At 64.6% G+C, this 25,489-nt stretch carries 26 protein-coding genes; 17 read left to right on the plus strand and 9 right to left on the minus strand.

What is annotated here, in order from left to right; translation table 11 throughout:
- Positions 1 to 8 precede the first annotated feature (8 nt).
- The 9 genes from ACPFL9_RS17560 (at position 9) to ACPFL9_RS17600 (ending at position 8,877) form a co-directional block, all read left to right on the plus strand.
- Positions 9 to 1,178 carry a glycerate kinase gene (locus ACPFL9_RS17560; RefSeq protein WP_426004187.1) on the plus strand — a complete coding sequence of 390 codons (1,170 nt, stop codon included), beginning with the start codon at positions 9 to 11 and terminating at the stop codon, positions 1,176 to 1,178.
- On the plus strand, positions 1,171 to 2,520 hold the full coding sequence (gene allB, locus ACPFL9_RS17565) for an allantoinase AllB (RefSeq protein ID WP_426004188.1): 1,350 nt from the start codon (positions 1,171 to 1,173) through the stop codon (positions 2,518 to 2,520). Before ACPFL9_RS17560 ends, allB begins: the two co-directional genes overlap by 8 nt.
- An 11-nt stretch (positions 2,521 to 2,531) precedes the next feature.
- On the plus strand, positions 2,532 to 3,302 hold the full coding sequence (locus ACPFL9_RS17570; protein WP_426004190.1) for a winged helix-turn-helix domain-containing protein: 771 nt from the start codon (positions 2,532 to 2,534) through the stop codon (positions 3,300 to 3,302).
- Positions 3,303 to 3,382: 80 nt separating this feature from the next.
- Positions 3,383 to 3,850 (plus strand): thioredoxin-dependent thiol peroxidase, encoded by a 468-nt coding sequence (bcp, locus tag ACPFL9_RS17575; protein ID WP_426004192.1) that lies wholly within the window; start codon positions 3,383 to 3,385, stop codon positions 3,848 to 3,850.
- Between the two features lie 181 nt (positions 3,851 to 4,031).
- Positions 4,032 to 5,171, plus strand: coding sequence for a PP2C family protein-serine/threonine phosphatase (locus ACPFL9_RS17580; RefSeq protein WP_426004193.1), 1,140 nt, complete (start codon positions 4,032 to 4,034; stop codon positions 5,169 to 5,171).
- Positions 5,172 to 5,189: 18 nt separating this feature from the next.
- A complete protein-coding gene (locus ACPFL9_RS17585; protein WP_426004195.1) occupies positions 5,190 to 7,142 on the plus strand; it encodes a glycosyltransferase family 2 protein in 1,953 nt (650 codons plus the stop codon).
- On the plus strand, positions 7,132 to 7,464 hold the full coding sequence (locus ACPFL9_RS17590) for an STAS domain-containing protein (protein WP_426004196.1): 333 nt from the start codon (positions 7,132 to 7,134) through the stop codon (positions 7,462 to 7,464). Before ACPFL9_RS17585 ends, ACPFL9_RS17590 begins: the two co-directional genes overlap by 11 nt.
- Complete coding sequence (locus ACPFL9_RS17595) at positions 7,457 to 7,876, plus strand: ATP-binding protein (RefSeq protein WP_426004198.1); 420 nt, start codon at positions 7,457 to 7,459, stop codon at positions 7,874 to 7,876. Before ACPFL9_RS17590 ends, ACPFL9_RS17595 begins: the two co-directional genes overlap by 8 nt.
- A gap of 527 nt (positions 7,877 to 8,403) precedes the next feature.
- On the plus strand, positions 8,404 to 8,877 hold the full coding sequence (locus ACPFL9_RS17600) for a hypothetical protein (RefSeq protein ID WP_426004199.1): 474 nt from the start codon (positions 8,404 to 8,406) through the stop codon (positions 8,875 to 8,877).
- Positions 8,878 to 8,935: 58 nt separating this feature from the next.
- Here the strand turns inward: ACPFL9_RS17600 and ACPFL9_RS17605 are convergent, their stop codons facing one another.
- A complete protein-coding gene (locus ACPFL9_RS17605; protein WP_426004201.1) occupies positions 8,936 to 10,030 on the minus strand; it encodes a pyridoxal-phosphate-dependent aminotransferase family protein in 1,095 nt (364 codons plus the stop codon).
- 135 nt (positions 10,031 to 10,165) lie between these two features.
- Here ACPFL9_RS17605 and ACPFL9_RS17610 point away from each other — a divergent pair, with 135 nt between their 5' ends.
- From ACPFL9_RS17610 to purM, 6 genes are all read left to right on the plus strand, one after another.
- Complete coding sequence (locus tag ACPFL9_RS17610) at positions 10,166 to 10,996, plus strand: phosphatase PAP2 family protein (protein WP_426004203.1); 831 nt, start codon at positions 10,166 to 10,168, stop codon at positions 10,994 to 10,996.
- Between the two features lie 155 nt (positions 10,997 to 11,151).
- A complete protein-coding gene (uraD, locus tag ACPFL9_RS17615; RefSeq protein ID WP_426004205.1) occupies positions 11,152 to 11,661 on the plus strand; it encodes a 2-oxo-4-hydroxy-4-carboxy-5-ureidoimidazoline decarboxylase in 510 nt (169 codons plus the stop codon).
- Positions 11,658 to 11,999 carry a hydroxyisourate hydrolase gene (gene uraH / locus ACPFL9_RS17620; RefSeq protein WP_426004207.1) on the plus strand — a complete coding sequence of 114 codons (342 nt, stop codon included), beginning with the start codon at positions 11,658 to 11,660 and terminating at the stop codon, positions 11,997 to 11,999. Before uraD ends, uraH begins: the two co-directional genes overlap by 4 nt.
- Before the next feature lie 81 nt (positions 12,000 to 12,080).
- Positions 12,081 to 12,443: a hypothetical protein gene (locus tag ACPFL9_RS17625; protein ID WP_426004209.1), complete on the plus strand. Its 363-nt coding sequence runs from the start codon at positions 12,081 to 12,083 to the stop codon at positions 12,441 to 12,443.
- A gap of 129 nt (positions 12,444 to 12,572) precedes the next feature.
- Entirely contained in the window at positions 12,573 to 14,216 is a 1,644-nt protein-coding gene (gene purF, locus ACPFL9_RS17630) for an amidophosphoribosyltransferase (RefSeq protein ID WP_426004210.1), read from the plus strand.
- Positions 14,213 to 15,367, plus strand: coding sequence for a phosphoribosylformylglycinamidine cyclo-ligase (gene purM, locus ACPFL9_RS17635; protein ID WP_426004212.1), 1,155 nt, complete (start codon positions 14,213 to 14,215; stop codon positions 15,365 to 15,367). Before purF ends, purM begins: the two co-directional genes overlap by 4 nt.
- A gap of 69 nt (positions 15,368 to 15,436) precedes the next feature.
- On the opposite strand, the gene ACPFL9_RS17640 is transcribed toward purM, so the two are convergent.
- The 3 genes from ACPFL9_RS17640 to ACPFL9_RS17650 form a co-directional block, all read right to left on the minus strand.
- Complete coding sequence (locus tag ACPFL9_RS17640; protein ID WP_426004214.1) at positions 15,437 to 16,219, minus strand: VOC family protein; 783 nt, start codon at positions 16,217 to 16,219, stop codon at positions 15,437 to 15,439.
- The gene (locus tag ACPFL9_RS17645) at positions 16,216 to 16,998 is read right to left on the minus strand and encodes a VOC family protein (protein WP_426004215.1); all 783 of its coding nucleotides are present in this window, start codon (positions 16,996 to 16,998) and stop codon (positions 16,216 to 16,218) included. The genes ACPFL9_RS17640 and ACPFL9_RS17645 overlap by 4 nt, the downstream gene beginning before the upstream one ends.
- A 225-nt stretch (positions 16,999 to 17,223) precedes the next feature.
- On the minus strand, positions 17,224 to 17,448 hold the full coding sequence (locus ACPFL9_RS17650; RefSeq protein ID WP_364165422.1) for a DUF3073 domain-containing protein: 225 nt from the start codon (positions 17,446 to 17,448) through the stop codon (positions 17,224 to 17,226).
- Between the two features lie 242 nt (positions 17,449 to 17,690).
- Here ACPFL9_RS17650 and ACPFL9_RS17655 point away from each other — a divergent pair, with 242 nt between their 5' ends.
- Positions 17,691 to 18,326, plus strand: a complete 636-nt coding sequence (locus ACPFL9_RS17655; RefSeq protein ID WP_426004216.1) for a septum formation family protein — start codon at positions 17,691 to 17,693, stop codon at positions 18,324 to 18,326.
- A 36-nt stretch (positions 18,327 to 18,362) separates the two neighbouring features.
- On the opposite strand, the gene clpB is transcribed toward ACPFL9_RS17655, so the two are convergent.
- The gene (gene clpB, locus ACPFL9_RS17660) at positions 18,363 to 21,020 is read right to left on the minus strand and encodes an ATP-dependent chaperone ClpB (protein ID WP_426004218.1); all 2,658 of its coding nucleotides are present in this window, start codon (positions 21,018 to 21,020) and stop codon (positions 18,363 to 18,365) included.
- Positions 21,021 to 21,192: 172 nt separating this feature from the next.
- On the opposite strand from clpB, the gene ACPFL9_RS17665 reads away from it, so the two are divergent.
- Positions 21,193 to 21,810, plus strand: coding sequence for an MSMEG_1061 family FMN-dependent PPOX-type flavoprotein (locus ACPFL9_RS17665; RefSeq protein WP_426004220.1), 618 nt, complete (start codon positions 21,193 to 21,195; stop codon positions 21,808 to 21,810).
- A gap of 412 nt (positions 21,811 to 22,222) precedes the next feature.
- Here the strand turns inward: ACPFL9_RS17665 and ACPFL9_RS17670 are convergent, their stop codons facing one another.
- The 4 genes from ACPFL9_RS17670 to ACPFL9_RS17685 are packed head-to-tail and all read right to left on the minus strand — an operon-like array spanning position 22,223 to position 25,296.
- Positions 22,223 to 23,293 carry a sulfate/molybdate ABC transporter ATP-binding protein gene (locus ACPFL9_RS17670; protein WP_426004222.1) on the minus strand — a complete coding sequence of 357 codons (1,071 nt, stop codon included), beginning with the start codon at positions 23,291 to 23,293 and terminating at the stop codon, positions 22,223 to 22,225.
- A complete protein-coding gene (locus ACPFL9_RS17675; RefSeq protein ID WP_426004224.1) occupies positions 23,290 to 24,099 on the minus strand; it encodes an ABC transporter permease in 810 nt (269 codons plus the stop codon). The genes ACPFL9_RS17670 and ACPFL9_RS17675 overlap by 4 nt, the downstream gene beginning before the upstream one ends.
- Before the next feature lie 7 nt (positions 24,100 to 24,106).
- Entirely contained in the window at positions 24,107 to 24,889 is a 783-nt protein-coding gene (gene modA, locus ACPFL9_RS17680; RefSeq protein WP_426004226.1) for a molybdate ABC transporter substrate-binding protein, read from the minus strand.
- On the minus strand, positions 24,886 to 25,296 hold the full coding sequence (locus ACPFL9_RS17685) for a TOBE domain-containing protein (protein ID WP_426004227.1): 411 nt from the start codon (positions 25,294 to 25,296) through the stop codon (positions 24,886 to 24,888). Before ACPFL9_RS17685 ends, modA begins: the two co-directional genes overlap by 4 nt.
- Positions 25,297 to 25,489 lie beyond the last annotated feature (193 nt).

Here is a 25,489-nt window from a genome sequence, read left to right on the forward strand (position 1 = left end):
GCACCGGAATGCGTGTGGTCATCGCCCCGGACAAATTCAAGGGCTCGCTGTCCGCGCCCGAGGTCGTCGAGCACCTGGCAACAGGCCTGCTGGCCGGCTTCGGCAGCAACGGACTTGAGACAACACGCATTCCGGTGGCCGACGGCGGCGAAGGAACCATCGACGCCGCCATCGGCTCCGGCTTCACCCGCCGGACCGCCACGGTCACCGGCCCGCTCGGCGAACCGGTCAAGGCCGACTTCGCCATCCGAGGCACCGAAGCAGTGATCGAAATGGCAGCCGCTTCCGGTTTGGCCCTCCTCCCGGAAGGCCCCACGAGCGAAACCGCGAAGACGGCAACCAGCATCGGCACGGGTGAACTCATCCGCGCCGCGCTGGACCTCGGCTGCCGCAAGATCATCCTTGGCGTGGGAGGCAGCGCCAACACCGACGCCGGGGCAGGCGTCCTGCAGGGCCTCGGTGCCGTGTTCCTGGACAAGGACGGCAACGAGCTCCCCGGCGGCGGTGCCGCCCTCGCCAACCTGGACAGCATCGACTTCGCCAACTTCGACGTGCGGATCGAGGCCACAGAGTTCGTCTTGGCGTCCGACGTCGACAATCCCCTTTTGGGGACAAGCGGAGCCCCAGCCATCTTCGGTCCGCAAAAAGGCGCGACGCCGGATGACGTCGCCGAACTGGACGCGGCAGCAAGCCACTTCGTGGACGTGCTGAGCCAAGCAACCGGCATCGAAGCCAAGCACGCAGCGAAGGCTCCCGGCGCAGGCGCGGCGGGCGGCGTTGGCTACATTGCCATCGCGGCACTGAAGGCGCAGCGGCGGCCGGGTATCGACGTCGTCCTCGAATTCACTGAACTGGAAAGCAAACTGAAGGGCGCCGACCTGGTGATCACCGGGGAAGGCAGCCTGGACGAACAAAGCCTCCTGGGCAAGACGCCGATGGGTGTCAGCCGGGCGGCAGCAAAAGCCGGGGTACCCGTGATCGCCGTGTGCGGCCGGAGTACCCTGAGCCGGGAACAACTGAACGATGCCGGCTTCCACACGGTCCACGCATTGACCGACTTGGAAGACGATGTCCAGAAATGTATCGCTGAAGCAGGTCCGTTGCTTGAACAATTAGGAAAGCACATAGGCGTGTACCTGGCGGAACGGACTGAAAACAAGGAGTACCTCAATGTCTGAAGCAATCGGCGCCTATGACCTCGTTATCCGGGGTCAGCGCATCCTGACCACGGCCGGCATCGCACCCCGCGAGGTTGGCATCCGCGACGGCGTGATCGTCGCCATCGAACCCCTGGGCAACGGCCTGACGGGCACCGAGGTCATCCACCTCGCGGACGACGAGACCCTCATCCCCGGCCTCGTGGACACCCACGTCCACGTCAACGAGCCCGGTCGCACAGAATGGGAAGGCTTCGCCTCCGCCACCCGTGCAGCCGCAGCCGGCGGTGTCACCACCATCATCGACATGCCGCTGAACAGCATCCCGCCCACCACCAGCGTGGACGGCCTGGAGCAGAAGCGCGTGGTTGCCAAGGACCAGGCGTTCGTGGACGTCGGATTCTGGGGCGGTGCCATCCCGGGCAACAAGGCCGACCTCCGCCCGCTGCACGACGAGGGCGTCTTCGGCTTCAAGTGCTTCCTCCTCCATTCCGGCGTGGACGAGTTCCCGCACCTGGACGCGGACGAGATGGAAGAGGACATGAAGGAACTGAAGTCCTTCGACTCCCTCATGATCGTCCATGCCGAGGACTCCCACGCGATCGACCGCGCCCCGCACCCCGGCGGCGACCACTACGAGACCTTCCTCGCTTCCCGCCCCCGCGGCGCTGAGAACAAGGCAATCGCCGAGGTCATCGAACGCGCCCGCTGGACCGGCGCCCGCGCCCACATCCTGCACCTCTCCTCCTCCGACGCGCTGCCCATGATCGCTTCGGCAAAGCGCGACGGCGTCAACCTCACCGTTGAGACGTGCCCGCACTACCTGACCCTCATGGCAGAGGAAATCCCCGACGGCGCCACGGCCTACAAGTGCTGCCCGCCCATCCGCGAGGCCTCCAACCGCGAGCTCCTCTGGAAGGGCTTGCAGGACGGCACCATCGACTGCATCGTCTCCGACCACTCCCCCTCCACCCTTGACCTCAAGGACCTGGAGAACGGCGACTTCGCAGTTGCGTGGGGCGGCGTTTCCTCCCTCCAGCTCGGCCTGTCCCTGATCTGGACCGAGGCACGCCACCGCGGCATCTCACTGGAGCAGGTTGTTGCCTGGATGTCGGAGAAGCCCGCCGCGCTGGCACGCCTGCACAACAAGGGTCAGCTCGCCCTCGGCTACGACGCCGACTTCTCGATCTTCGCCCACGACGACGCCTACGTGGTGGACGTGAAGAAGCTCAAGCACAAGAACCCGATCACCCCCTACGACGGACGTCCGCTCTCCGGCGTCGTCCGCAAGACCTACCTGCGGGGCTCGGAAATCGACTTCCAGAACCCCAGCGGCAAGCTGATCCGCCGCGGTAACGTTTAGGACCAACCGCCATGGCAGTCAATGCCTACGGTCCCCCGCCCGCACGGTTCCCCAGGCTCTCCTCCACAGGAGCGCAGGGGGCCGCGCGGCGCCCGGGCCGGACAACACAGGGCCTCACCGCACCGGGTCTTACGGCCCACGGCCTGGCCCTTTGGGTCAACCCCGCCGAGGGCGATCCCGTGGACCCCGAAATTTGGGAACGTGCAGCACGGCTGGTGCTGGCACGGGCCATGAAACTTGCCCCGGAGGCGGAAGTCCGCATCTGGCCCGCCACCGGGGCACAGCACTCCGGCGTCGGCGACACTTCCTGGGGCGGCACTCCGCAGGAAACCGCCGACGCCGGTAACCACCTTTCCAGCGCGTCTTCCGTCTCCCTTGCGGACGCTCTGTCAGAGGCGTCCCAACAGGCTGAAGCGGGCGGCAGCACCGCCGTCGAGCCCGTAACGTTGGCCGCCCGACGCAGCCAACTTGCGATCGACCTCGCGGCTGAAGTAGTCCTACTGGACGGGGAGCCCGTTGCCTTTACCGGCATGGAATACAAGCTGTTGCGCTACCTCGTGGTGAACTGCTCACGGGCGATCGGACGTGAAGAATTGCAACGCTTCCTGGAGTCATTTGACCTGCCGGGCGCGGCGTTCCGGTCGATCGACGTTTATGTTGGAAGGGTGCGGCGGAAGCTTGGCTCCGCCCGTTACACCGTCTCCACCGTCCGTGGTGGTGGCTACCAGTTCGTGCCCGGCCCTTATGCCACTGTGCGCGGACCTGCGGAATACAGCATCTGATTGTGCTGTTCTATATCTCGAATCCGCTTTCTTAGTATGACCAAACGCCGGTGCAGACCGGTTGAACGTAAAGGATCGCCATGACCCAGAAACTCCTCGTCGGAACGCAAGCTCCGGACTTCGCGCTTCTCGACGCCGACGGCAACAAGGTCTCGCTGTCCGATTACCGCGGACGCAACGTCATTGTGTACTTCTACCCCAAGGCGGCCACCCCCGGCTGCACCACCGAGGCCTGCGACTTCCGCGACAACCTGGCCAGCCTCCAGGGCAAGGGCTACGACGTCATCGGGATCTCGCCCGACGCCCAGGAAGCCCTCCAGGGATTCACCGGCGACTTCCAGCTCACCTTCCCGCTGCTCTCCGACGAAGACCACTCCGTGGCGCTGGCCTACGGCGCCTGGGGCGAGAAGCTCGTCAAGGGTGAAATCGTGGAGGGCATCGTCCGCTCCACCGTGGTGGTGGACGGCGACGGCAAGGTCAAGCTCGCCCAGTACCAGGTGAGCGCCCAGGGCCACGTGCAGGCTCTCCGCGAAGAGCTCGGCGTCTAGGACGCTCTCTCACCTAACACCCCCTTCCCGAGGATGCTCTCTCACGTAGTACCCCTTTTTTGGAGATCCCTCACTCACATAAATGCACAAATTTTGTAACGCCCGCTCACTTCCATGAGCGGGCGTTACACGTGTCTTTACTAAACGTGACAAATCGTCAGGGACATTAGTTAATGGAGCCATGGTCTCAACACCGGTCAAACGCCAGGCTGTCGTCGTGGAAGACGACGCCGATATCCGCGGCCTCCTGGTCCTTGTTCTTGAGCAGCTCGACTTCGAGGTGACGGAGGCACCGGACGGCCTGTCCGGCGTCGAGGCCGTCCGCACCACCAACGCCGAGCTGGTGACACTGGACATCAACCTCCCGGACATCGACGGCATGGAAGTCTGTCGCCGTCTGCGGGAGTTCTCCGATGCCTACGTCCTCATGCTCACGGCCCGCGCCGACGAGATCGACAGGCTCAACGGCCTGGATACCGGCGCGGACGACTACATCAACAAGCCCTTCAGTCCCAAGGAGCTCCAGGCCCGCATCCGCGCGCTGTTCCGCCGGGCACGCACTCCCGCCCAGCCCACGGAAGACCCACGCCAAAGCGACGAACTCGCGCGCGCCGCCGTCGTGCAGAAGAGCCTCTTACCGCAGGAAACCGTGAGGCTGGACGACTACGACGTCGCCGGCGCTTTCCGCCCGTCACGCAGCGTGGGCGGGGACTTTTACGACTGGTATCAGACTCCCGCCGGCATGCACCTGACGTTCGCCGACGCCATGGGCAAAGGCATGGGTGCTGCGCTCATCGCCGCCACGGTACGGGCCGTGATGCGGTCCGTCGCGGACACTCCGGCCCTCGATGCCGCCTTCGCCTCCGCGAGCGCCACCATCGCCTCGGACCTGGACCAGTCCGGCTCGTTTGTGACCATGTTCCATGCACGCTTGGACAGCGGCTCCGGCGTGCTGAGCTACATCGACGCCGGCCACGGCCTGGCCGTGCACATCCCGGCTGAGGGTCCGGCCAGGAGACTCGTTTCGTCAGGTCCACCGGTTGGCATCCTGGACGGGCAATTGTGGCCCGCCGCGGAGCTGCAACTGGAGGCCGAGGACTCCCTGGTGATTGTCAGCGACGGTGTCCTGGACGCCCACGAGTCGCTCGAGGAATTCATGCGGAACGTGGAGAAAGCAGCGCGCAACGAGCCGACCTCGGACAAGGTCTGCGCCGCGTTGCTGGACCTGGCGCCCGCCGCCACAGCGGAAGATGACGTGACCGCCGTCGTGGTCCGCCGTCAACAAAGCGCTGCCCACCAGACAGGGACAATCCGGCACTAGCCGCAAAAAGGGGGATTTGTGACTCGATTCTGGACCCGGTTGCTGGTTGTCCTGACAGTCATTCTTGGCGTCAACTACGTGACGTGGCGCTGGCTGGCGTCGCTGAACTGGGAGGCGTGGTGGATCGCCATTCCTCTGGTGATCGCCGAGACCTACAGCCTCATAGACGTGATGCTGTTCGGGCTGACGGTGTGGAACCTCAAGATCCGCAAGCCGCCGCCCCCGCCTGCCCCGGATGCGACCGTGGACGTCTTCATCACCACGTACAACGAGCCGTTGGACCTGGTGTTGACCACGGCTCTGGCGGCCAAGGACATCCGCTGGCCGCACAGCACCTGGATTCTCGACGACGGCAACCGGCCCGAGATGCGCGAACTCGCCGAATCGCACGGGATTGGCTATGTGACGCGCTCCGCCGACTGGACGCCGGACATGCCGCGCCACGCCAAGGCAGGCAACCTGAACAACGCCCTGATGCTCACCTCCGGCGAGTACCTGTTGATCCTCGACGCCGACCAGATCCCCGAGCCGGACATCCTGGACAAGACGCTGGGCTACTTCACCGACGACCGCGTTGCCTTGGTCCAGACCCCGCAGTACTTCATCAACGTCCCCGCCGACGACCCCCTGGGCAGCCAGGCACCCTTGTTCTACGGGCCGATTCAGCAGGGCAAGGACGGCTGGAATGCGGCGTTCTTCTGTGGATCCAACGCCATCCTCCGCCGCGAAGCCCTGATGCAGCTGGGCCTGGTGGGATACGTAAAGGCCACGGAGGAGAGCATCCGCCGCGCACTGGCGGCTTCCAAGCAGGCCATCAGGAAGGCCCGCAGGTCACCTGAGGCCGACAATCCGCTGGTGGCCGAAATGCTCAACCAGGTGGAAGCTGCCACCAACTCGGCGCAGCAGGAACTCGAAGCCCGCGTCTCCCTCAGCGAAATCACCTACCGGGTACGCCGCAAAGTGGACGAGGCCGTGCGCACCCTGGTTGCCGCTGACTTCTCCGCCCTCGAAGCCGATCTCGAGGAAATCGCCGCCATGGAACTCGCCCACGTCGGCGAGTCGGGCGTGACCACCGTGGCCAGTGACGCCGTCGACCGTATGTCCGGCCGCGACTGGTCGCCGCTGGGCGCGCTCGAGTCCGTCCACGCGGTGCTGGCTGCCATCTCGGTGGAACGCACGGACGAAGCCCAGCCCATCATGCCGCTGGCCACCATCTCGGTCACCGAGGACATGGCCACGGCCATGCGCATCCACGGCCTGGGCTGGAAGAGCGTGTACCACCACGAGATCCTGGCCAACGGCCTGGCGCCCGAGGACCTGAAGACCATGCTCACGCAGCGCCTCCGGTGGGCGCAGGGCACCATCCAGGTCCTGCTCCGCGAGAACCCCCTGGTCCAGCGGAACCTGTCCTGGGGCCAGCGGCTCATGTACTTCTCCACCATGTGGAGCTACCTGAGCGGGTTCGCGGCCGTGGTCTACTTCGCCGCGCCCATCATTTACCTGACGCTGGGCATCCTGCCCGTGAGCAGCCTGAGCTGGGACTTCTTTGTCCGCTTCATCCCGTTCATGGTGGTGAACCAGCTGCTGTTCGTGGTGGCCGGTCACGGTATTCCCACCTGGCGCGGTCAGCAGTACAGCCTTGCGCTGTTCCCCACCTGGATCAAAGCATGCACGACGGCGGCCCGTAACGTTTGGTTCGGACGTCCCCTGGGGTTCGCCGTCACCCCCAAGGCGCGCCAGAACGGCGGACCCAGCTGGAGCCTCATCCGTCCCCAGATCATCGTGGCCGTGTTGCTGGCCGTGGCGTTGGTGGTGGGCATCGTCCGGCTCATGACGGGTCTCTCCGAGCCGTTGGGCACGCTGGTGAACGTCGCCTGGGTTGCCTTTGACCTGGTGGTCCTGAGCGTCCTGGTGAAGGCAGTTTTGTACAAGGGATTTGTCCCCGAAGAGAGGAATGCCGATGCAGTTTAGTTACGAGGTCAAGGAGTCCTACGCGGAGGTGAAGGGCGTGGGCCGTTTGAACATGGTGGCCGCTCCCAAGCTGCGCGAGGTAGTGAACGAGGTTGTCGCGGGCGGCTCCAACCGTGTGGTGGTCAACCTGGCCGAGACCGACTTCATGGATTCCTCCGGACTGGGTGCCCTCATCGGATGCCTCAAAGCTGCACGGCAGGCCGGCGGCGATCTCCGTATCGCGGGCGTGCAGCCGCAGGTGAAGATGGTGCTGGAACTGACCAACATGGACCGGGTCCTCACCGCGTATCCGTCGGCGGAGGAGGCGTTCGGCAATGACTGACGTCATTGCCCGCCGCAGCTACCACGGGCTGTCCAACGACGACGCCATCGAGGCCATCCATAATGAGATCGACGCGCTGTGGGATGACGCCTCGTTCGTGCCCGACATGGACCGGATGACGTTCGCCACCGCCGTGATCGAGGCAGCTTCCAACATCGTGCAGCACGCGCAGCCCGTGGCGGAGAAGCCCGTGGAAATCGCCGTGGACATCAGCGTGTGGCCGACGCGTCTGGTGGCGAGGGTCAGCGCGTTCAATGCCCGCGAACCGTTTGCCAACGACATGCAGGCCTCGATGCCGGATTCCGATGCCGAGTCGGGGCGCGGTTTGGCCCTCATCGAGGCTCTGGTGACCACGGTGACGTTCGAGCGCCAGGACGGCACCAACACCTGGACCCTGACCCGCGAGACGTAAAAGGGTGAGAGAGCGTTTATCTCAATCGTGCAATAGGTGAGAGAGCGTCCGGAGGTTGCGACGCTCTCTCACCTAAACACCCCTCCACGCGGACGCTCTCTCACGTAAACACCCCTTCCACCGATCCCTCTCTCACCCGGGGAAGATGGGCTCATCTCCCCATGGCCGGACGCGAGGCGAACGCGAAAGCATGCGTTGAAGGCCGCCGTCGTGCCTTAACAAAACCTGGGGGAACAATGCGCCGCACTGCACCGAGACCATTAATCCTGACCGCGCTGGTGACGTGCTCCTCAATCTTGGCCGGGTGCATTGCAACCCCGCACCACCACACCAGCGGGCCGAGCAGCGCCCCGCCCATCACGGCGAGCCCCGAGCCGGTGGCACAGAGCCTGGCCAAATATGATTCCCTGCGTTCGGATCTCGTTGCTGCGCTGGAAAAGAAGCTGCCTGGGATCACGTGGAGTGTGGAAAAACAGGCCACCTTGAGCCGGACGGATGACGGCAGGTGCATCCTCCGGCCAGCCAGCATGAAAAGCAGTGCTGACATTGTGAAGCCCTCCAACGCGTTCGAGGACGTTTTCGCTGTGGCCGACCCCATCCTGGCGCAGAATGGATTCCCGTCGTTCGGCGGGACCGATCCCACTCCCGGCGGTTGGGTCGTCACGCGTAGTACAAACGGATCGGGGGCAACGGTCACCATCCAGTCCAAGAAACCCCGCCTACCTGCGCCTGACTGTTCCTGTCGCCTCGCCAAGCTGCGACCCGAACGAACTTCCCACGGGCTGACCGGGAAGATGTACCCATCGCCGCTCCACCGCGGCCGGGGTACGTTGACCGTGGCTGAGCAGAATTATCTTCGAGCAAACACAGACGGGGCGGCATGCCAGTCGGTCGAGTTGCCGGGCGCTGGCTCGTTGCGCTTCGCTTCGATCCAGCCGGCCACCGGAGATACGACCGCCACCGCGGTTTTGGCGTACGACGCCGGTCAGGTCACCCCGTGAGGTGAGCGCCCGTTGGGAACCTTCTCTCACCGGCCCTTCCCAGGGAACCCTCTCGCGCTCACGCCTTCGCGATCGCCTCTTTCAGCGCGCCCAACACCAACGTCACCGACGCACTGTTGGCATTCGGCCCCATCATTCCGATCCGCCACACTGTGTCCGCGAATTCGCCCACCCCGGCACCGATCTCCATGCTGAAGTGCTCCAAAAGGTAGGCGCGGACGGCGGACGAGTTGACGCCGTCGGGCACTTTGACCGTGGTGAGGCTTGGCAGGCGGGAGCCCTCGGCGGCAAACAGTTCGAGCCCCATGTCCCGCAACCCGTCCTGCAAAGCGGCGCCCGCGGCGCGGTGCCGGGCCTGCACAACGTCCAGGCCTTCAGCGAGGATCCGGTCCAACGCTGCCTCGAGGCCTGCGACCATCGTTACCGGCGCAGTGTGGTGGTAAGTCCGGGTCCCGCTCGCCGCGCCCACGTAACCGCCGAGCAGTCCGATATCGAGGTACCAGGAGCGCGGATCCTTGACGCGGCGTTCGAAGGCGCGGTCGGACACCGTGAAGGGCGACAGTCCCGGCGGGACGCCGAGGCACTTCTGCGTTCCGGCGTATCCGACGTCGATACCCCAGTCGTCTGCCAACAGCTCCAGTCCGCCGATGGACGTGACAGCGTCCGTGATGAGCAGCGCATCGCCCTTGCCCGCACCGAGGGCGGCGATGTCGGAGAGGACGCCCACGGACGTCTCTGCGTGGACGGCGGCGATGACTTTCGGGTTGGGATGCGCAGAGAGCACGCGGTCCGCATCCACGGGCTGACCCCATTCGTGATCCACTCGCACCACAGTGGCTCCGCAGCGCCGGGCCACCTCACACATCCGTGCCCCGAACAGTCCGTTGACGGCGATGACTGCCACGTCGCCGTCGGACACGGTGTTCACAAACGCCGCTTCCATCCCACCGGAACCTGTGGCACTTAACGGGAGCGTCCGCGCGTTGGATGTCCCCCAGACGGCCCGGAGGCCTTCGCACACATGGTCGAGCCGTTCGATGAACACAGGATCGAGGTGCCCGAGCACTGGATAGGCCAAGGCCGCCATGGCTTCGGGGTAGCAGTTGCCCGGGCCGGGACCGAACAGGAACCTGGACGTCAGAATGTCTGGCATGTGCGAACTCCTTCAGCTGGTTGAGGTCATTCTGCCGCACACATCGTTGTAGGCGCGCTCTGAGCCGAAGGTCCAAGCCCAAACTGCTAAGGTTACTCACCATTACCAAAGCCGTTGCTAACGAGGAGACCGAGAGTGGCGACCGAAGAAAAACAGCTGCCTGAGAAGGGTGTCCACGGCGAGGTAAGCCAGGACCGGTTTGTAGCCGGACAGGACCTGACCCGGTGGAAAACTCCGCTGGGACGGTTCATGGCTGCGGTCGCGGAACGTGTCACGGCGTTGCTCGGCCCATACGCGGCGCTGGTTTTTACGCTGCTCCTCGGCCTGGCCGTCGCTGCCTCATTGGCGCTGGTGTTCGGCGAGGTCTATGAGTCCGTGACGGACGCCGACGGTGTGGCCGGGCTGGATGATCCCGTGTTGTCTGCGGCCAAGAACGTCCGGTCCCCTGAGCTTGATGTCGCAGTGACCGCGTATACGAACATCGGCGGCACGGTAGGGATGCCGCTGCTCGCCACCGCCATTATGGTGGCATTGGCGCTGCGGCGTCGTTCGTGGACCCCGGTGATCCTGATGCTGGCTGCAGGGCTGGGGTCGCTGATCATCACCATCCTGGGCAAACCGCTCTTCGGCAGGGCACGCCCGGATCTCTCCGATGCCATTCCTCCGTACGAGCACTCGGCGTCCTTCCCCAGCGGACACTCCCTGAACTCGATCGTCATCGCGGGAATCGTTGCCTACTTGGTGATCCTGCGCCTCAAAACGGCCAGGGCCAGGGTTCTGACCATAGCCGTGGCGGTAATTTTCGCCCTTACCATGGGACTCAGCCGCGTTTACCTGGGGCACCATTGGTTGACGGATGTGCTCGCTGCCTGGGCCATCGGTGTCGCTTGGCTCGCCTTGGTGATTACGTCGCACCGGCTGTACCTCACGGTACGGACGCGGCGTCGTACAGCTGTCGCCTCTTGACACTGATGCTTCAGCTCGGCTTAACTACTTACGTATGCTGAAATAACAGTTCCATGATGCGGAATGAAGAAGTGAAGATGCTTCCTCCGGCCAACCCCGGAGTTCCGCATAGCCCACACCATGGATGCCAGCATTTTGCACAAGGACCGACAAGCATGGAGCTTGAAGAATTCAACCGCCTGGACCGGGAGCAGGCCATCACGGCCGTCACCCCCGCCCTGGACATCACCCGCTGGGTGGAAGCAGTAGTGGACGCACGCCCTTTCACCAGCCTCGATGACCTGCTGGAACAAGGCCGCCAAGCCGCCGAGCCCTTCACGGCAACCGAAGTGGAAGCAGCGCTGGCCCACCACCCCCGCATCGGCGAACGCCCCAAGGCCCAGACCACCGAGGCGGCCATGTCCCGCTCCGAACAGTCCGGCGTGGACCCCGCAGACCAGGCCGTGGCCGAAGCGCTCGCCCAGGGCAACCGCGACTACGAGGAAAAGTTTGGCAGGGTCTTCCTGATCCGCGCCGCAGGACGCAGCGCCCAGGAAATCCTTGCCTCGCTCAACGAGCGCCTGGCCCACACCCCCGAAGAAGAAGACACGATCGTAGCCGGCCAGCTGCGGGAGATCGCGTTGCTGCGCCTCTCGGGCCTGGTCACCGAAGGAGCCAACGCATGAGCGTATCGCAGGTAACAACCCATATCCTCGACACCGGTTCCGGACGCCCGGCGGCGGGTGTCGCCGTCGTACTTTACGTCCGCGAAGGCGAGAACTGGACGCTGGTCGGCAAGGGCGAAACGGATGCCGACGGCCGCATCAAGAACCTGGGCCCCGAGCAGATTCCGGGCGGCGCCTACCGGCTCAACTTCGCTATCGGCGATTACTACGCTGCCCTCGGCACGGACACGTTCTTCCCGGAAGTGGACCTTAATTTCACGGTTGCGGACACAGGCGAGCACTACCACGTGCCGCTCCTGCTCAGCCCGTTTGCATTCTCCACGTACCGCGGCAGCTGACCAGGTCTGCCGCCATGACGCCCTTCGGCCCGCGCCGGAGGGCGTTCTTGTCCCCAAATCCGGAACGGTAGGCTGGAAGGCATGGCTCCCGAGGAAACCCCGACTCCCGCACCCGGCAATCAAACCGGCAACGAACCGCCCGCCCGGCGCAACATCACCGTCCGCAGGGCGCCCAAGTTCGTCCCGTTCATGATCCTCGGCGCCATTGTGGGCGCCATCGTGGCTGCCATCATCGCCTACGGCCGCCCGGCCGACCCCGCGTTCGACGCCAGCACCGTGTTCGGCTTCTTCCTGGTGGCCTGCGCCGCGGGTGGCGTCATCCTTTTTTCCATCCTGGCGCTGGTCCTGGACCGGATCAGCGTCAAGCGCGCAGAACGTGCCGTGGTTGAGCCCGTTCCGGACTCGGTTCCGGATGAGGGACCGGAGCACGACGGCGACCGCTGAGTCCGGCCCGATATGGGCAGTGTGAGACGCACCGCATTTTGGGCGTTTCCTCCGCGATAAGTGCCTGTTGACGGGGTCACAAAGTCTGCACGGGAACTTACCACGGCCGGGACATGAGACAATCGACCAGTGGCACGTGGCGACGGAAAACTTTCACATGATCTTCTCCCCGGCGAAAAGGGCCCCCAGGACGCTTGTGGCGTCTTCGGGGTATGGGCACCGGGTGAAGAAGTAGCAAAACTCACCTATTACGGGCTGTATGCGCTGCAGCACCGCGGACAAGAGTCGGCTGGTATTGCTACCAGTGACGGCAAGCGCATCAATGTCTACAAGGACATGGGCCTCGTGTCCCAGGTCTTTGACGAGACTACCCTCAACACCCTTACCGGACACCTGGCCGTGGGCCACTGCCGGTACTCCACCACCGGCGCAAGCCACTGGGCCAACGCCCAGCCCACGCTGGGCGCCACGGCGACCGGCACGGTTGCACTGGCGCACAACGGCAACCTGACCAACACCGCAGAGCTTCGCGAAATGATCCTGCAGCGGAACAACGGCCAGCTCACCGGTGAAATGAAGCAGGGCAACACCTCGGACACTGCGCTGGTGACCGCACTCCTTGAGGGCGAAGAGGGCAAGACCCTGGAGCAGACCGCCCTGGAGCTGCTCCCCAAGATCAAGGGTGGCTTTTGCTTCGTTTTCATGGACGAAGGCACGCTCTACGCAGCCCGTGACACTTACGGTATCCGCCCGCTGTGCCTCGGCCGCCTGGACCGCGGCTGGGTTGTCGCCTCCGAGCAGGCCGGCCTGGCAACCGTTGGCGCGAGCTTCATTCGCGAGATCGAGCCCGGCGAGTTCATCGCGATTGACGAAGAGGGCGTCCGCTCCCAGCGTTTCGCCGACCCCACCCCCGCCGGTTGCGTGTTCGAGTACGTTTACTTGGCCCGTCCGGACGCGGCCATCGCAGGCCGTTCAGTCTACGAGTCCCGTGTGGAGATGGGCCGCCAGTTGGCCCGCGAAAACACCCACGAGGCCGACATCGTCATTCCGGTCCCCGAGTCCGGAACTCCCGCTGCCGTTGGCTACGCCGAGCAGTCCGGCATCCCGTTTGCGCACGGCTTCGTGAAGAACGCCTACGTGGGCCGTACCTTCATTCAGCCTTCGCAGACCCTCCGCCAGCTTGGTATCCGCCTCAAGCTCAACGCTTTGGAATCCGTGATCCGCGGCAAGCGCGTGGTGGTGGTGGACGACTCGATCGTTCGCGGCAACACCCAGCGCGCAATCGTCCGGATGCTCCGGGAAGCCGGCGCAAAGGAAGTCCACGTTAAGATTTCTTCCCCGCCGGTCCAGTGGCCGTGCTTCTACGGCATCGACTTCGCCTCCCGCGCGGAACTCATCGCCAACGGTGCCACCATCGAAGAGATCTCGCAGGCGATCGGCGCCGACTCGCTGGCCTACATCTCCGAGGACGGCATGATCGGGGCTACCCAGCAGCCGCGTGAACGCCTCTGCACCGCCTGCTTCACGGGCAAGTACCCGATCGAGCTGCCGCACGCTGACAAGCTCGGCAAGAACCTGCTCGAGCGTTCCGACCTCGGTGGCCTGGCTCCGGCAGAACCTACCGGTGACGCAGTTTCTGATCCTTCCGACACCCAGGATCCGGCGGAGAAGCCGGGCGCCACAGGCTGTGATCCGGGACCGGATGCCGAATTCGAGAACCTCCTTACCGACGCTGATCGTTTGACCGACGCCGAAAAGAAAGAGTCTGTATGACCTCCGCATCCTCCGCCGGAACTCCTGAGAACGCCTCCGGCATCACCTACGCTTCGGCGGGTGTCGACGTCGAAGCGGGAGACCGCGCAGTCGAACTCATGAAGGACGCCGTCAAGGCGACCCATAACAGCTCGGTGATTGGCGGCGTCGGCGGTTTCGCTGGCCTGTACGACGTTTCCAAGCTGCTCACCTACAAGAAGCCGCTGCTCGCCACCTCCACCGACGGCGTGGGCACCAAGGTAGCCATCGCACAGGCCATGGACATCCACGACACCATCGGATTCGACCTGGTGGGCATGGTTGTGGACGACATCGTCGTAGTTGGCGCTGAACCCCTCTACATGACGGACTACATCGCGTGCGGCAAAGTTGTTCCGGAGCGCATCGCCGGCATTGTCCGCGGTATTGCGTCTGCTTGCTCTGTTGCCGATACTGCCTTGGTGGGCGGCGAAACCGCCGAGCACCCGGGCCTCCTTGGCGAGCATGAATACGACGTCGCAGGTGCCGCCACCGGTGTTGTGGAAGCTGACGCATTGCTTGGCCCGGACCGTGTCCGCGCCGGCGACGTCGTGATCGGCATGGCATCCTCCGGCCTGCACTCCAACGGCTACTCCTTGGTCCGCCGCGTCATCAACCACGCCGGTTGGGCACTGGACCGACAGGTCTCCGAACTCGGCCGCACGCTGGGCGAGGAACTCCTGGAGCCGACCCGCGTTTACGCAGCCGACTGTCTGGACCTGGCCCGCACCTTCCCGGTTTCCGCCGGAGCGGCTGTCCACGGCTTCAGCCACGTCACCGGTGGTGGCCTGGCGGCCAACCTGGCACGCGTCCTCCCGCAGGGCCTCGTGGCCACGGTTGACCGCGCCACGTGGGAACTTCCCGCCATCTTCAAGCTGGTTTCCGAGCTGGGCAATGTCCCGCTGGCCGACCTCGAACGCACGCTGAACCTTGGTGTTGGAATGGTGGCGATCGTCTCCCCCGAGGCAGCAGACGCCGCGGTGGCACGCCTCAACGAGCGTGGCCTGCCGTCCTGGATCATGGGTACCGTTGCAGCCGACTCGGACGCGATCGACAAGACCGGCCCGGATTACGTCCAGGGTGCCAAGGGCGTCGACGGCGGTGCGGTCCGTTTGGTGAACGCCTACGCCTAAGCCTCCGCTTTACCCAACTGGGTCGCAGTTAAGCGCGTTTTGAGCCCTCAAAACGCGCACAAATGCGACCTAGTTGGATGAGGGGGTTTGGATCAGGCTGAGCACTCCGCCTTGGGGGTCCTGGATGGTGGCCAGTGATCCTTCTTCCGGGTGTTCCTCCGGTTCCACGAGCAGGGTGCCACCAGCGGCCACTGCGGCGTGTGCGGCCTTCCGCAGGTCGGTGACCCCGAAGTAGATCTGCCAGGCCGCCTCCTCCCCCGCTTCGGCAGGGACGACGCCGGCCACCTCCCCACCGTTCACCATCAGCGTGGAGTAGCTGCCGCCGTCGTCCTGGGGGTATTCGGTAACCTCGTGACCGAAAAGCTGCTGGAAGAAGGCCACCGCTGCCTGCGGCTCCGGCGTGGACAGCTCCGCCCATGCCAAGGCGCCGGCCTGGTTGTAGAGGTGGCTTCCCAGGTGCGTGCCCGCCTGCCAGATGCCCGTGGTCCCGCCTCCTGGCGGTGCAATGAAGGCCAGGACGCCGGTGTCTGCCACATGTTCGGGACCGAACTCGAGCTTCCCTCCCGCATGGACGGCGTCCTCGGCAACCTCCTCGGCGTCTGTGGCCGCGAAATAGATATTCCACTGGCCCGGGGTGGCGGCGGCTTCCTGGCTGCGGTTCTGCGGAGCGACCACAGCCACCAGATCCTCTCCGATAAAAGCCTGGGCATAGAACCGACCGTCAGGCGTGGGAAGGTCCGTGAAGCTCCACCCGAACACTGCAGCGTAAAACTCCTTGGCCCCGGCGACATCCCGGGTCTGAAGGTCGGCCCAGCACGGCTCGCCGTGGGAGTAACGGCTACGGGCGGTCATGCGTCAAGCCTCGACATGATGCTGAACGCTGCGCCGGCCGGATCCATCAGGACCGCCATGCGGCCAATGCCCGGCACGTCGAACGCAGGCGAAATGACGTGGCTGCCGAGGCTGGCCGCATGTTCCGCAAAAGCATCCACGTCAGTGACATTGAAGTAGGTCATCCAAAAGGGTGACAGGCCCTCAATGGGCAACTTCACAGCTCCCGCCACCGGCTTCCCGGCAACGGTGAGGTTGGTGTATTCCTGCAGGTCTCCTGCGGGGGCGGTGCTGCTTCCGCACCCGGTCACTGCCTGGTAGAAGGCCACGGCCCTGGGGACATCGTTTGTCTGCAGCTCGTTCCAGATCAGGGTGCCGGGCTCATTGACCAGCCCCGACCCAGGATGGCTCCCGGCCTCCCAGAAACCGATCTGCGCCCCTGTGGGATCGGCCGCGAAGAACATCCGGCCGCTGCCGTTGGGGACCTCATCCGGCGGAAAGACGATGGTTCCACCGGCCGCCACCGCCCGCTCTGCCGCCTGGTCCACTGAATCCACAGCGAGGTAGTTGGCCCAATAGGACGGCATGCCCTCCGGTGCGTCCGGAAGCTGCTGCATCATCCCGGCAACATAGCGTCCCTTGAGTTTGGCCATGTAATAGGTCAGGCCCGGTCCTATCTCCATGCCGTCCAGCTCCCAGCCAAAAAGGTCGCTGTAGAACGCCTTGGAAACCTCGATGTCGGTGGAGGACAGGTCCACCCAACACGGTGTTCCCTGTTGGTACCTCTCGACCTCAGGCATGGCTTTCCTTTCGCTGGGGCGTGTCCTTCATCAACTTAGTACCGGGCCTTGACCAGGACAACGCATTGGCCTTGGATGCACAAAAGAAGGCCCGCAGGGTACGCCAAACAGCGGCGTGGCCTGCGGGCCTTCTTCAGTGATTTTCGGCATCCGGAGATGCGCGACGACCTGATGTACGACGGCGGTACACAACTCAGTGCCTGCGGCACCTGTTGGTTGCGACAGCTATCCGATACGGCGGGTGTCTACCTCGTCGTCATCGTCTTCCGCGTACTTGTCCTCATAAGCCGAGTAGTCCGGCTCCGGCGGATCTTCCGGGAAGTGGCTCTTTGCACGACTGGATGGGCCCGTGAGCTCACGCTCAAGGGCCGAATAGTCAGTGTTCGGGGAGTAGTACTTGATGTCCCGAGCCTGCTTGGTAGCTTTTGCCTTTTGACGGCCGCGCCCCATGGCGTGACCCCCTTTTGTACTTGGACCGGAGGTGGTCACCTTGGCGATCGGTGAGGCCCCGGAATGTTTGGTCAATTTGTCGTATGTCTAGATTACATGCTTTCGGGAGTGCCTGCGTGCCACCCTGGCCACGGGTCGGGGCTCCAGGCGCGCAATTCCGGCTTCCAGCACCTCCACTGGGGCGGAAAATTGGGTAGAGTCGGCCTCAATGTGGCACCACGGCAGGAAGGCACACCACGGGAATGAGCCAGGACAACACTGCACCACGTGACGATTCGCCACGGGATCGAGGCGAGGACGGTCTGCCGCCAGCGCCCCAGGACCCTCCCCAATCCTGGGAGCCCGGCGCCGAGGTTCCACCCCAAGGTGATACCACCAAGCGGCAACGCCTGGTGATCGGGGGAATCGTGGTAGGCGTCCTGGCGCTCATAGGCGTGGTCATTTGGGTGCTGCTCAACCTGTTGGGAACCCGGCCGGAAGCCGTGGTCAGCACCCCCAGCCCTACGGCTACTTTGGGACCGCTCCCCCGCGACACCGAGGCCAAGGATTTCCAGGTAGGCGATTGCTTTGCCGACTTCGACCCGAACGCACCCAAAGCCAAAGCCGTGGCCTGCGACACCGAACATTCAGCCCAGCTTGGTGCCGTGCACAGCTATGGCCAGGACGAGTCATTCCCCGGTACAAACGCGCTCCGGGAAAAGGGCCGTGAAGTCTGCGGCACAGTGAAACTGGACAACGCGGCGGCCGACAACTACGTGCTGCTGCAGCAGAACGTGTATCCCAGCACTGACAGCTGGAACCGTGGCGACCGCCGCGTTGATTGCTTCATCGTGGTGGACTCGGGCAACACCATCAAGGAAGACCTCCTCGACAAGTAGCCCTGGTCCTCCGGACCGCTACTTCCTGCGGGCCGCTTACTTCCTCCGGACCGACAGGCCCGTGCCCAAGCTGGCAGCGTCGTCGCCGGCGGTCAGCGCTTCGAGGCCCGCGATGGTGAGCTCGTCCACATCGGCGGCCGTATCCACCAGGACAGTGTCACCGTCGCTGATCTGGCCGGCGAGGATCTCCTTGGCCAGGCGGTCCCCGATTTCGCGTTGCACCAAACGGCGCAGCGGCCTTGCACCGTAGGCAGGATCGAACCCGGACATGGCCAGCCAGGCGCGGGCGCCGTCCGTGACCTCCAGGGTGAGGCGACGATCGTGCAGGCGTCGGCCGAGTTCTGCCACGTGCAGTTCCACGATCCGGGCAAGCTCCTCTACCGACAGCGGATCGAACAGGACGATCTCATCCAGGCGGTTCAGGAATTCCGGCTTGAACGATGCCTGCACCACGGCCATGACGGCGTCCCGCTTGGCCTTGGCATCCAGGGACTGGTCCACCAGGAACTGGCTGCCGGAGTTGGAGGTCAGCACCAGGATGGTGTTGCGGAAATCCACAGTGCGGCCCTGGCCGTCGGTGAGCCTGCCGTCGTCGAGCACCTGCAGGAGGATGTCGAAGACCTCGGGGTGGGCCTTTTCCACTTCGTCGAGCAGCACCACGGAGTAGGGGCGGCGCCGCACGGCTTCAGTCAACTGGCCGCCTTCCTCGTACCCTACGTATCCCGGAGGGGCACCCACCAGTCGGGCCACCGAGTGCTTTTCGCCATACTCGGACATGTCGATCCGGATCATGGCGCGTTCGTCGTCAAAGAGGAAATCAGCCAAGGCTTTGGCCAGCTCGGTCTTGCCAACGCCGGTGGGGCCCAGGAACAGGAACGACCCCGTGGGGCGGTTGGGATCGCTGATGCCCGCACGTGCGCGCCGAACGGCATCGGAGACGGCCTGCACAGCCTTGGCCTGGCCAATCAGGCGCTTCCCAAGCTCCTCTTCCATATGCAGCAGCTTCTGCGACTCGCCCTGCAGCATGCGGCCGGCGGGGATCCCGGTCCACGCCGAAATCACCTCGGCGATATCGTCCGCGGTGACTTCCTCGGCCACCATGAGCTCGGGCTCGGAGTCGCTGCGTGCGGATTCCTCCGCGGCTGCGGCGTTGAGCTCACGTTCCAGCGCAGGCAGCTCGCCGTACAGAATGCGCGACGCCGATTCGAGGTCACCTTCGCGCTGGTGCTTTTCAGCCGCTGAGCGAAGCTCGTCGATCTTGGCCTTGAGGTCGCCGACCCGGTTCAGGCCCGCCTTCTCGGCTTCCCAACGGGCATTCAACGCCGCGAGGGCTTCCTTCTTGTCCGCCATGTCTGCCCTGAGCGCAGCCAGCCGTTCCACGGAAGCAGGATCGCTCTCACCTTGGAGGGCCAGCTCTTCCATGGTCAGACGGTCCACCGCGCGGCGCAGCTGGTCGATCTCTTCCGGGGCGGAATCGATCTCCATGCGGAGTCGGGAAGCAGCCTCATCCACGAGGTCGATGGCCTTGTCCGGCAGCTGGCGACCGGAGATGTAGCGGTTGGACAGTGTGGCTGCCGCAACCAGGGCGGAGTCGGCAATAGCCACCTTGTGGTGGGCCTCGTAGCGCTCCTTCAGGCCGCGGAGGATACCGATGGTGTCCTCCACGCTGGGTTCGCCAACAAAGACCTGCTGGAACCGGCGCTCCAGGGCCGGGTCCTTCTCGATGTTCTCGCGGTACTCGTCCAAGGTGGTGGCACCGATCAAGCGGAGCTCACCGCGGGCCAGCATGGGCTTGAGCATGTTCCCGGCGTCCATGGCGCTCTCACCCGTGGCACCGGCGCCCACTACGGTGTGGATCTCATCGATGAAGGTGACGATCTGCCCGTTGGAGTTCTTGATTTCCTCCAGGACGGCCTTGAGCCGCTCCTCGAATTCGCCGCGGTACTTGGCACCGGCCACCATGGAAGCCAGATCCAGGGCTATCAGGGTCTTGCCGCGCAGGCTCTCCGGAACGTCGCCGGCCACCATGCGCTGGGCCAGGCCTTCGACGACGGCCGTCTTGCCAACGCCGGGCTCACCGATCAGGACGGGGTTGTTCTTGGTGCGGCGGCTCAGGACCTGGACCACGCGGCGGATCTCACTGTCGCGGCCGATCACCGGGTCCAGCTTGCCCGAGCGCGCAACAGCGGTCAGGTCGGTCCCGAACTTCTCCAAAGCCTGGAACGTGTTCTCCGGGTCCGGGGAATTGACCTTTCGATCACCGCGGACACCCGGCAAGGCGGCGAGGAGGGCCTCATGGGAGGCTCCGGCGTCGCGCAGCAACTTGCCCACCGCATCACTTCCGGCCGAAAGCCCCAGCAGGAGGTGCTCTGTGGAGACAAAGGAGTCGCCGAGCTTGTCGGCCTCGTTTTGGGCGGCCTGGATGGCCTGCAGGGTCGGGCGGGACAGCTGCGCCTGCTGGACGGAACTGCCGGAGGAAGAAGGCAGTGCCTTGATGGCGGAACTTGCCTGCACACTCACAGCGTCCGGGTCCGCGCCGGTGGCACGAAGCAGCGCCACGGCAACGCCTTCCCGCTGGTCCATGAGCGCTTTGAGCAGGTGCGCCGGTTCCACCTGCGGATTGCCCGCGGTGGAGGCGTTCATGGCGGCCGCAGAAAGGGCCTCCTGGCTCTTGGTGGTGAATTTGGTATCCAAAGCGAGCTCCCTTCCTGGAGTGAGTCCAAACTTATTTCAAAGTTGAGTCTACTACGCTCAACTTTGGATTTCGTCCACTGCGTTCCATGTTTGCCGAGGGCGAAACGCCTGTCCAGATGAAAGGGGCAGAAAGGCAAGGCCTGGGTCCTGCGCCGCGCCGTAGGCTGGGGCCATGAACCCGATTTCCACCACTCACGAACTCGAAGAGCTGATCGGCACCCCGTTGGAGAGGGTCCGCCGCAAAGTCCGCACCACCTTGAGCGGTTTCGACCGGCAGTGGCTGGCAGCCAGCCCGTTCTGCATCCTGTCAACGTCCGATGCTGCAGGCCACGTGGATGCATCCCCCAAGGGCGATCCTCCGGGATTCATCCACGTGGTGGACGACACCACCGTTGCCATCCCGGAACGTCCCGGGAACAAGCTTGCCTTCGGCTTCAGGAACATCCTGGAGAACCCGCACGTGGGCATCCTGTCCGTGGTTCCCGGCCGCACGGACACCCTCCGCATCAATGGCACCGCCCGCCTGGTCAGCGACGCTGACTTTTTCGATCAGATGGTGGTCAAGGGGCACCGGCCGCGTGCCGCCGTCGTGGTTTCGGTGGAGGAAGTGTTCACCCACTGCGGCAAGGCCTTCATGCGCAGCGGCCTGTGGCAGCCGGAAACGTGGGAAACCGAAGACCTTCCCAGCATCGCGGTGCTCGCCCAGGCGTACACCCAGCCGGAGACGCCGCTGGAAGATCTCGAGACCTACTACGGGCCGTCCTACGCGGAGCGGATGTACCGGGAGTAGCAGGAACCTGCCCTAGGCTTGCACCATCAGGCAACAGCCTGCTGTGCCGTTAACGAACGAAAGACCCGACTGGCATCGGGTCTTTGTTCTGAGCGGTTCGCTCATTGGTGCGGTAAGAGGGCCATAGAACCTCAAACGCCACACTTTGAGTCTATGGCCCTACGCACGTAGGCCGCAACGTTGTTGTGCCGACTATCAGTGCGAGCCGCGCCTGTTCCTTTGGGAGGAGGTGTCGGCATGGATTCAAAGCGGAAACGTGAAGAACCAAGGGGCGCCTGGAACCTTGCGGTCAACATCATCCGGCTAGCCGTTGATGTTATCCGCCTGTTCTGGCACAACATCCCCTAAACGGGAGCGGGGGCCGTCGGCGTTGTGCCGGCGGTCTCCGTCAGTTGAAGATCGGGACCAGGCCTCACGCCGGGTACACCGACACCAGCGCGGACTTCACCACGAACCGCACCTCCATGCCGGGGACAAGGCCGAGGTCCGCCGAGGCCGCTGGTGTGATGTCGGCGGACAACGTGCCGTCCAAACCGGCGCCTGCCCGGATCCGGATCTGGTCGCCGTGCGGCTCAAGGTCCGTAATGATCACCGGGAAGGAATTGCGGGGGCTTCCGTGGACATCACCGAGGAAAACGGAAACGCTCGACGGCGGGAACGCCGCCACGCCTGCCTGGCCGGGCACAGGTGACCAGTCCGGATCGTGCTGTCCGGCGAAAACCCGGCCATCCGGCGTCGTGATTCCCTCCCGGCTGAGGGCGCCGGTGACGAGATTGAGGCCGGCGAGGCCGGCGGCGAAGTGGCTTCTGGGGCGCTCCAGAACCTGGCGCGTCGGGCCCTGTTCCACGATGCGACCGTTTTCCACCACTATCACGCGGTCCGCCAGCATGTAGGCGTCCAGGACATCGTGCGTGACGATGATGGCCTTCCTGTCCTGAAGAACGCGTTTCAGGACCCGGCGGAGCAAGGGCGCAGCATGAATGTCCAGCGCGGACATGGGTTCGTCCAGGAGGAGCAAGTCCGGCTCGGCTGCCAAGGCCCGCGCTACGGCCACCCGCTGGGCTTGGCCGCCGGAGAGCTGCGCCGGCTTCCGGTCAGCAAGGGATTGGGCATCAACTTCGGCCAGCCAATGCCGGGCAGCTTCCCGGGCAGCGGGCCTGGAAGCACCTGCACTGCGGGGGCCGAACCCCACGTTGTCCAACGCACTCAGGTGCGGAAACAAGAGTGCCTCCTGGGCCAAAAGGGCGATGCCGCGAAGGTGCGGCGGGTCCCATTGGCGAGTGCCGGCGTCGAGCTTGAACAGCTGGCGCCCGTCAATCGAGGCGGAGCCGGAGTCGGGCCGCAAGAGTCCGGCGATCACCCCCAGCAACGTCGACTTGCCGGCGCCGTTGGGACCAAGAACGGCCACGGTTTCACCGTCCCCGAGACTGAGGGACATGTCGAAATTCCTGGTCTTCAGGCTGGCGCGCATTTCGAAGCTCACGGCTGGACCGCCTCTGGTGCGCGTCGGCGGCCGCCGCCATAACTCAGGCCCACCACCGCGACGGCCACGGCAACCAGGACCAGGGACAGCGCGACGGCGGCATCGGCGTCGGTCTCGCGCTGCAGGTAGATCTCCAACGGCAGCGTGCGCGTGACTCCCTCCAAGCTGCCCGCGAACGTCAGCGTCGCGCCGAACTCACCCAGACTGCGCGCGAACGACAACACCGCCCCGGACGCCAACCCCGGCAGCACCAAGGGAACGGTGACGCGACGAAGCACGGTGGTGGGCTTGGCCCCGAGCGTCGCAGCCACGGCTTCGTACCTGCTGCCCGCCGACCGCAGGGCGCCCTCCAAACTGACCACCAGGAACGGCAGGGCCACGAACGTTTGGGCCAGGACCACCGCGGTGGTGGTAAACGCGATCTGCAGACCGGCCAGCTCCAGCGACTTCCCCAACAGGCCCTGCCGCCCGAAGGTATACAGCAGCGCAATCCCGCCAACCACCGGCGGCAGCACCAGTGGGAGGAGCACAAAGGACCTGAGGAGTTTCTGGCCGGGGAACTCACCCCGGGCAAGCACCAGAGCCAGCGGGACACCCAGCACAATGCAGAGAGCAGTGCTGGCGGCAGACGTCCGCAGGCTCAGGCCCAGGGCTGCGAGGGACGACTCGGACGTGATCAGGGGGATGAACTGGGGCCAATTCACGCGCAGCAGCATGGCTGCCAGCGGAAGGATCACCAAGAGGCCACCCACTGCTGCCACGGCATGGATCCATCGCGGAATACCGTGATAGCCGGTGGTCTTCATATTCTCCCTACGGTGTGCCGAAACCAGCGTCGCCCAGGACCTTCTTGCCCTTGTCCCCGGTAACCGTGGCAATGAAGGCCGCCGCCAGCGCCTTGTTCTTGCTGGAGCCTACCGTGGCGATGGGATAGGTGTTGACAGCCTTGTCCGATTCGGGGAACGGGATGCCCTTCACTTTGTCGCCGGCTCCCTTCACATCGGTGACGTACACCAAGCCGGCGTCCGCTTCGCCGGAGCTGACCTTCCCCAGGACATCCGTCACGGACGACTCCTCGCTGACCGGGCTCAGCGTGGTTCCGGAGGCTTTCTCGACGGCGTCGGTTGCGGCGCCGCACGGCACCTGGCTTGCGCAGGTGACCACTTTGATGCCCGGCTTTGCCAGGTCCGCGAAAGAAGCGATCGACGCCGGATTGCCGGGTGGGACGGCGATCTCCAGGACGTTGGTGGCGAAGTTGGTGGCAGTGCCCTCCACGAGGTTCGCATCAGCCAGTTTGGACATATTCCTGGTGTCGGCGGAGGCGAACACATCCGCCGGGGCGCCTTGGGTGATCTGCGTGACCAGGTCGGAGGATCCGGCGAAGCTCAGCTTCACTTTGGTCCCCGGGTTGGCTGCCTCGAAGTCCTTGGCCAGCTGCGAGAAGGTTCCTTTAAGGGACGCAGCGGCGAAGACGGTGATTTCGCCTGAAGGTGAGGTGCTTTGCTGCGACGTTGGGCTGGCGCCTGGGGCGCATCCCGCCACGCTTGCTGCCAAGGCCCCGGCCAGCAGCACTGCGGTAAGGGGTTTGCGGTTCATATGATGCTCTTTCCCTGGGGTGTTTCGATGATGACAGTGGTGGCCTTGACCACGGCGGTGGCCACCGATCCAAGCTCAAGCCCGAGTTCGCGCACGGCCTCGCTGCTCATCAGGGAGACCACACGGAACGGGCCGCACTGCAGCTCCACCTGGGCCATGACCTTGTCCGCCGTAATCCCGGTGACCAAGCCGATGAAGCGGTTCCGGGCTGAACTGCCGGCGCGGGAGGGGTCGTCCGGGAGGTGCGACTGGTCACGCGCAAGGGTGGCCAGCTCCAAGCCGTCCACCACCAGGCGTCCGGCTGAATCCTTCTGCGGCGTCAGCGTCCCGTTCTCCGTCCAACGTCTCACGGTGTCGTCGCTGACACCCAGGAAACGGGCGGCCTCGGATATTCGTATGTGCGGCATGAATCGAGTGTAGATCCGTATTTGCGTCTGGAAGAAACCTCTATGTCCGCAAACGCAATATGACCCTTAGGTCGGCCAGTGCGCGCAAGGCGAGGACCGCCGTCGTAATTTTCCTGGAAACAGGCTCCGAAAGCATTCCGTAAGCTCCAGCCATGGCCCGCTGGATGATGCCGCAGTACCCTGTTTCAGGGGA

It is taken from the genome of Paenarthrobacter sp. NyZ202, assembly GCF_049860755.1.
Lineage (GTDB): Bacteria > Actinomycetota > Actinomycetes > Actinomycetales > Micrococcaceae > Arthrobacter.

What these genes read in the sequence shown, in the direction of transcription:
- ACPFL9_RS17560 (WP_426004187.1), top strand. Translation starts at nt 9, where the DNA reads ATGCGTGTGGTCATCGCCCCGGACAAATTCAAGGGCTCGCTGTCCGCG.
- allB (WP_426004188.1), top strand. Translation starts at nt 1,171, where the DNA reads ATGTCTGAAGCAATCGGCGCCTATGACCTCGTTATCCGGGGTCAGCGC.
- ACPFL9_RS17570 (WP_426004190.1), top strand. Translation starts at nt 2,532, where the DNA reads ATGGCAGTCAATGCCTACGGTCCCCCGCCCGCACGGTTCCCCAGGCTC.
- bcp (WP_426004192.1), top strand. Translation starts at nt 3,383, where the DNA reads ATGACCCAGAAACTCCTCGTCGGAACGCAAGCTCCGGACTTCGCGCTT.
- ACPFL9_RS17580 (WP_426004193.1), top strand. Translation starts at nt 4,032, where the DNA reads ATGGTCTCAACACCGGTCAAACGCCAGGCTGTCGTCGTGGAAGACGAC.
- ACPFL9_RS17590 (WP_426004196.1), top strand. Translation starts at nt 7,132, where the DNA reads ATGCAGTTTAGTTACGAGGTCAAGGAGTCCTACGCGGAGGTGAAGGGC.
- ACPFL9_RS17595 (WP_426004198.1), top strand. Translation starts at nt 7,457, where the DNA reads ATGACTGACGTCATTGCCCGCCGCAGCTACCACGGGCTGTCCAACGAC.
- ACPFL9_RS17600 (WP_426004199.1), top strand. Translation starts at nt 8,404, where the DNA reads ATGAAAAGCAGTGCTGACATTGTGAAGCCCTCCAACGCGTTCGAGGAC.
- ACPFL9_RS17605 (WP_426004201.1), bottom strand. Translation starts at nt 10,030, where the DNA reads ATGCCAGACATTCTGACGTCCAGGTTCCTGTTCGGTCCCGGCCCGGGC.
- uraD (WP_426004205.1), top strand. Translation starts at nt 11,152, where the DNA reads ATGGAGCTTGAAGAATTCAACCGCCTGGACCGGGAGCAGGCCATCACG.
- uraH (WP_426004207.1), top strand. Translation starts at nt 11,658, where the DNA reads ATGAGCGTATCGCAGGTAACAACCCATATCCTCGACACCGGTTCCGGA.
- ACPFL9_RS17625 (WP_426004209.1), top strand. Translation starts at nt 12,081, where the DNA reads ATGGCTCCCGAGGAAACCCCGACTCCCGCACCCGGCAATCAAACCGGC.
- purM (WP_426004212.1), top strand. Translation starts at nt 14,213, where the DNA reads ATGACCTCCGCATCCTCCGCCGGAACTCCTGAGAACGCCTCCGGCATC.
- ACPFL9_RS17640 (WP_426004214.1), bottom strand. Translation starts at nt 16,219, where the DNA reads ATGACCGCCCGTAGCCGTTACTCCCACGGCGAGCCGTGCTGGGCCGAC.
- ACPFL9_RS17645 (WP_426004215.1), bottom strand. Translation starts at nt 16,998, where the DNA reads ATGCCTGAGGTCGAGAGGTACCAACAGGGAACACCGTGTTGGGTGGAC.
- ACPFL9_RS17650 (WP_364165422.1), bottom strand. Translation starts at nt 17,448, where the DNA reads ATGGGGCGCGGCCGTCAAAAGGCAAAAGCTACCAAGCAGGCTCGGGAC.
- ACPFL9_RS17655 (WP_426004216.1), top strand. Translation starts at nt 17,691, where the DNA reads ATGAGCCAGGACAACACTGCACCACGTGACGATTCGCCACGGGATCGA.
- ACPFL9_RS17665 (WP_426004220.1), top strand. Translation starts at nt 21,193, where the DNA reads ATGAACCCGATTTCCACCACTCACGAACTCGAAGAGCTGATCGGCACC.
- ACPFL9_RS17675 (WP_426004224.1), bottom strand. Translation starts at nt 24,099, where the DNA reads ATGAAGACCACCGGCTATCACGGTATTCCGCGATGGATCCATGCCGTG.
- modA (WP_426004226.1), bottom strand. Translation starts at nt 24,889, where the DNA reads ATGAACCGCAAACCCCTTACCGCAGTGCTGCTGGCCGGGGCCTTGGCA.
- ACPFL9_RS17685 (WP_426004227.1), bottom strand. Translation starts at nt 25,296, where the DNA reads ATGCCGCACATACGAATATCCGAGGCCGCCCGTTTCCTGGGTGTCAGC.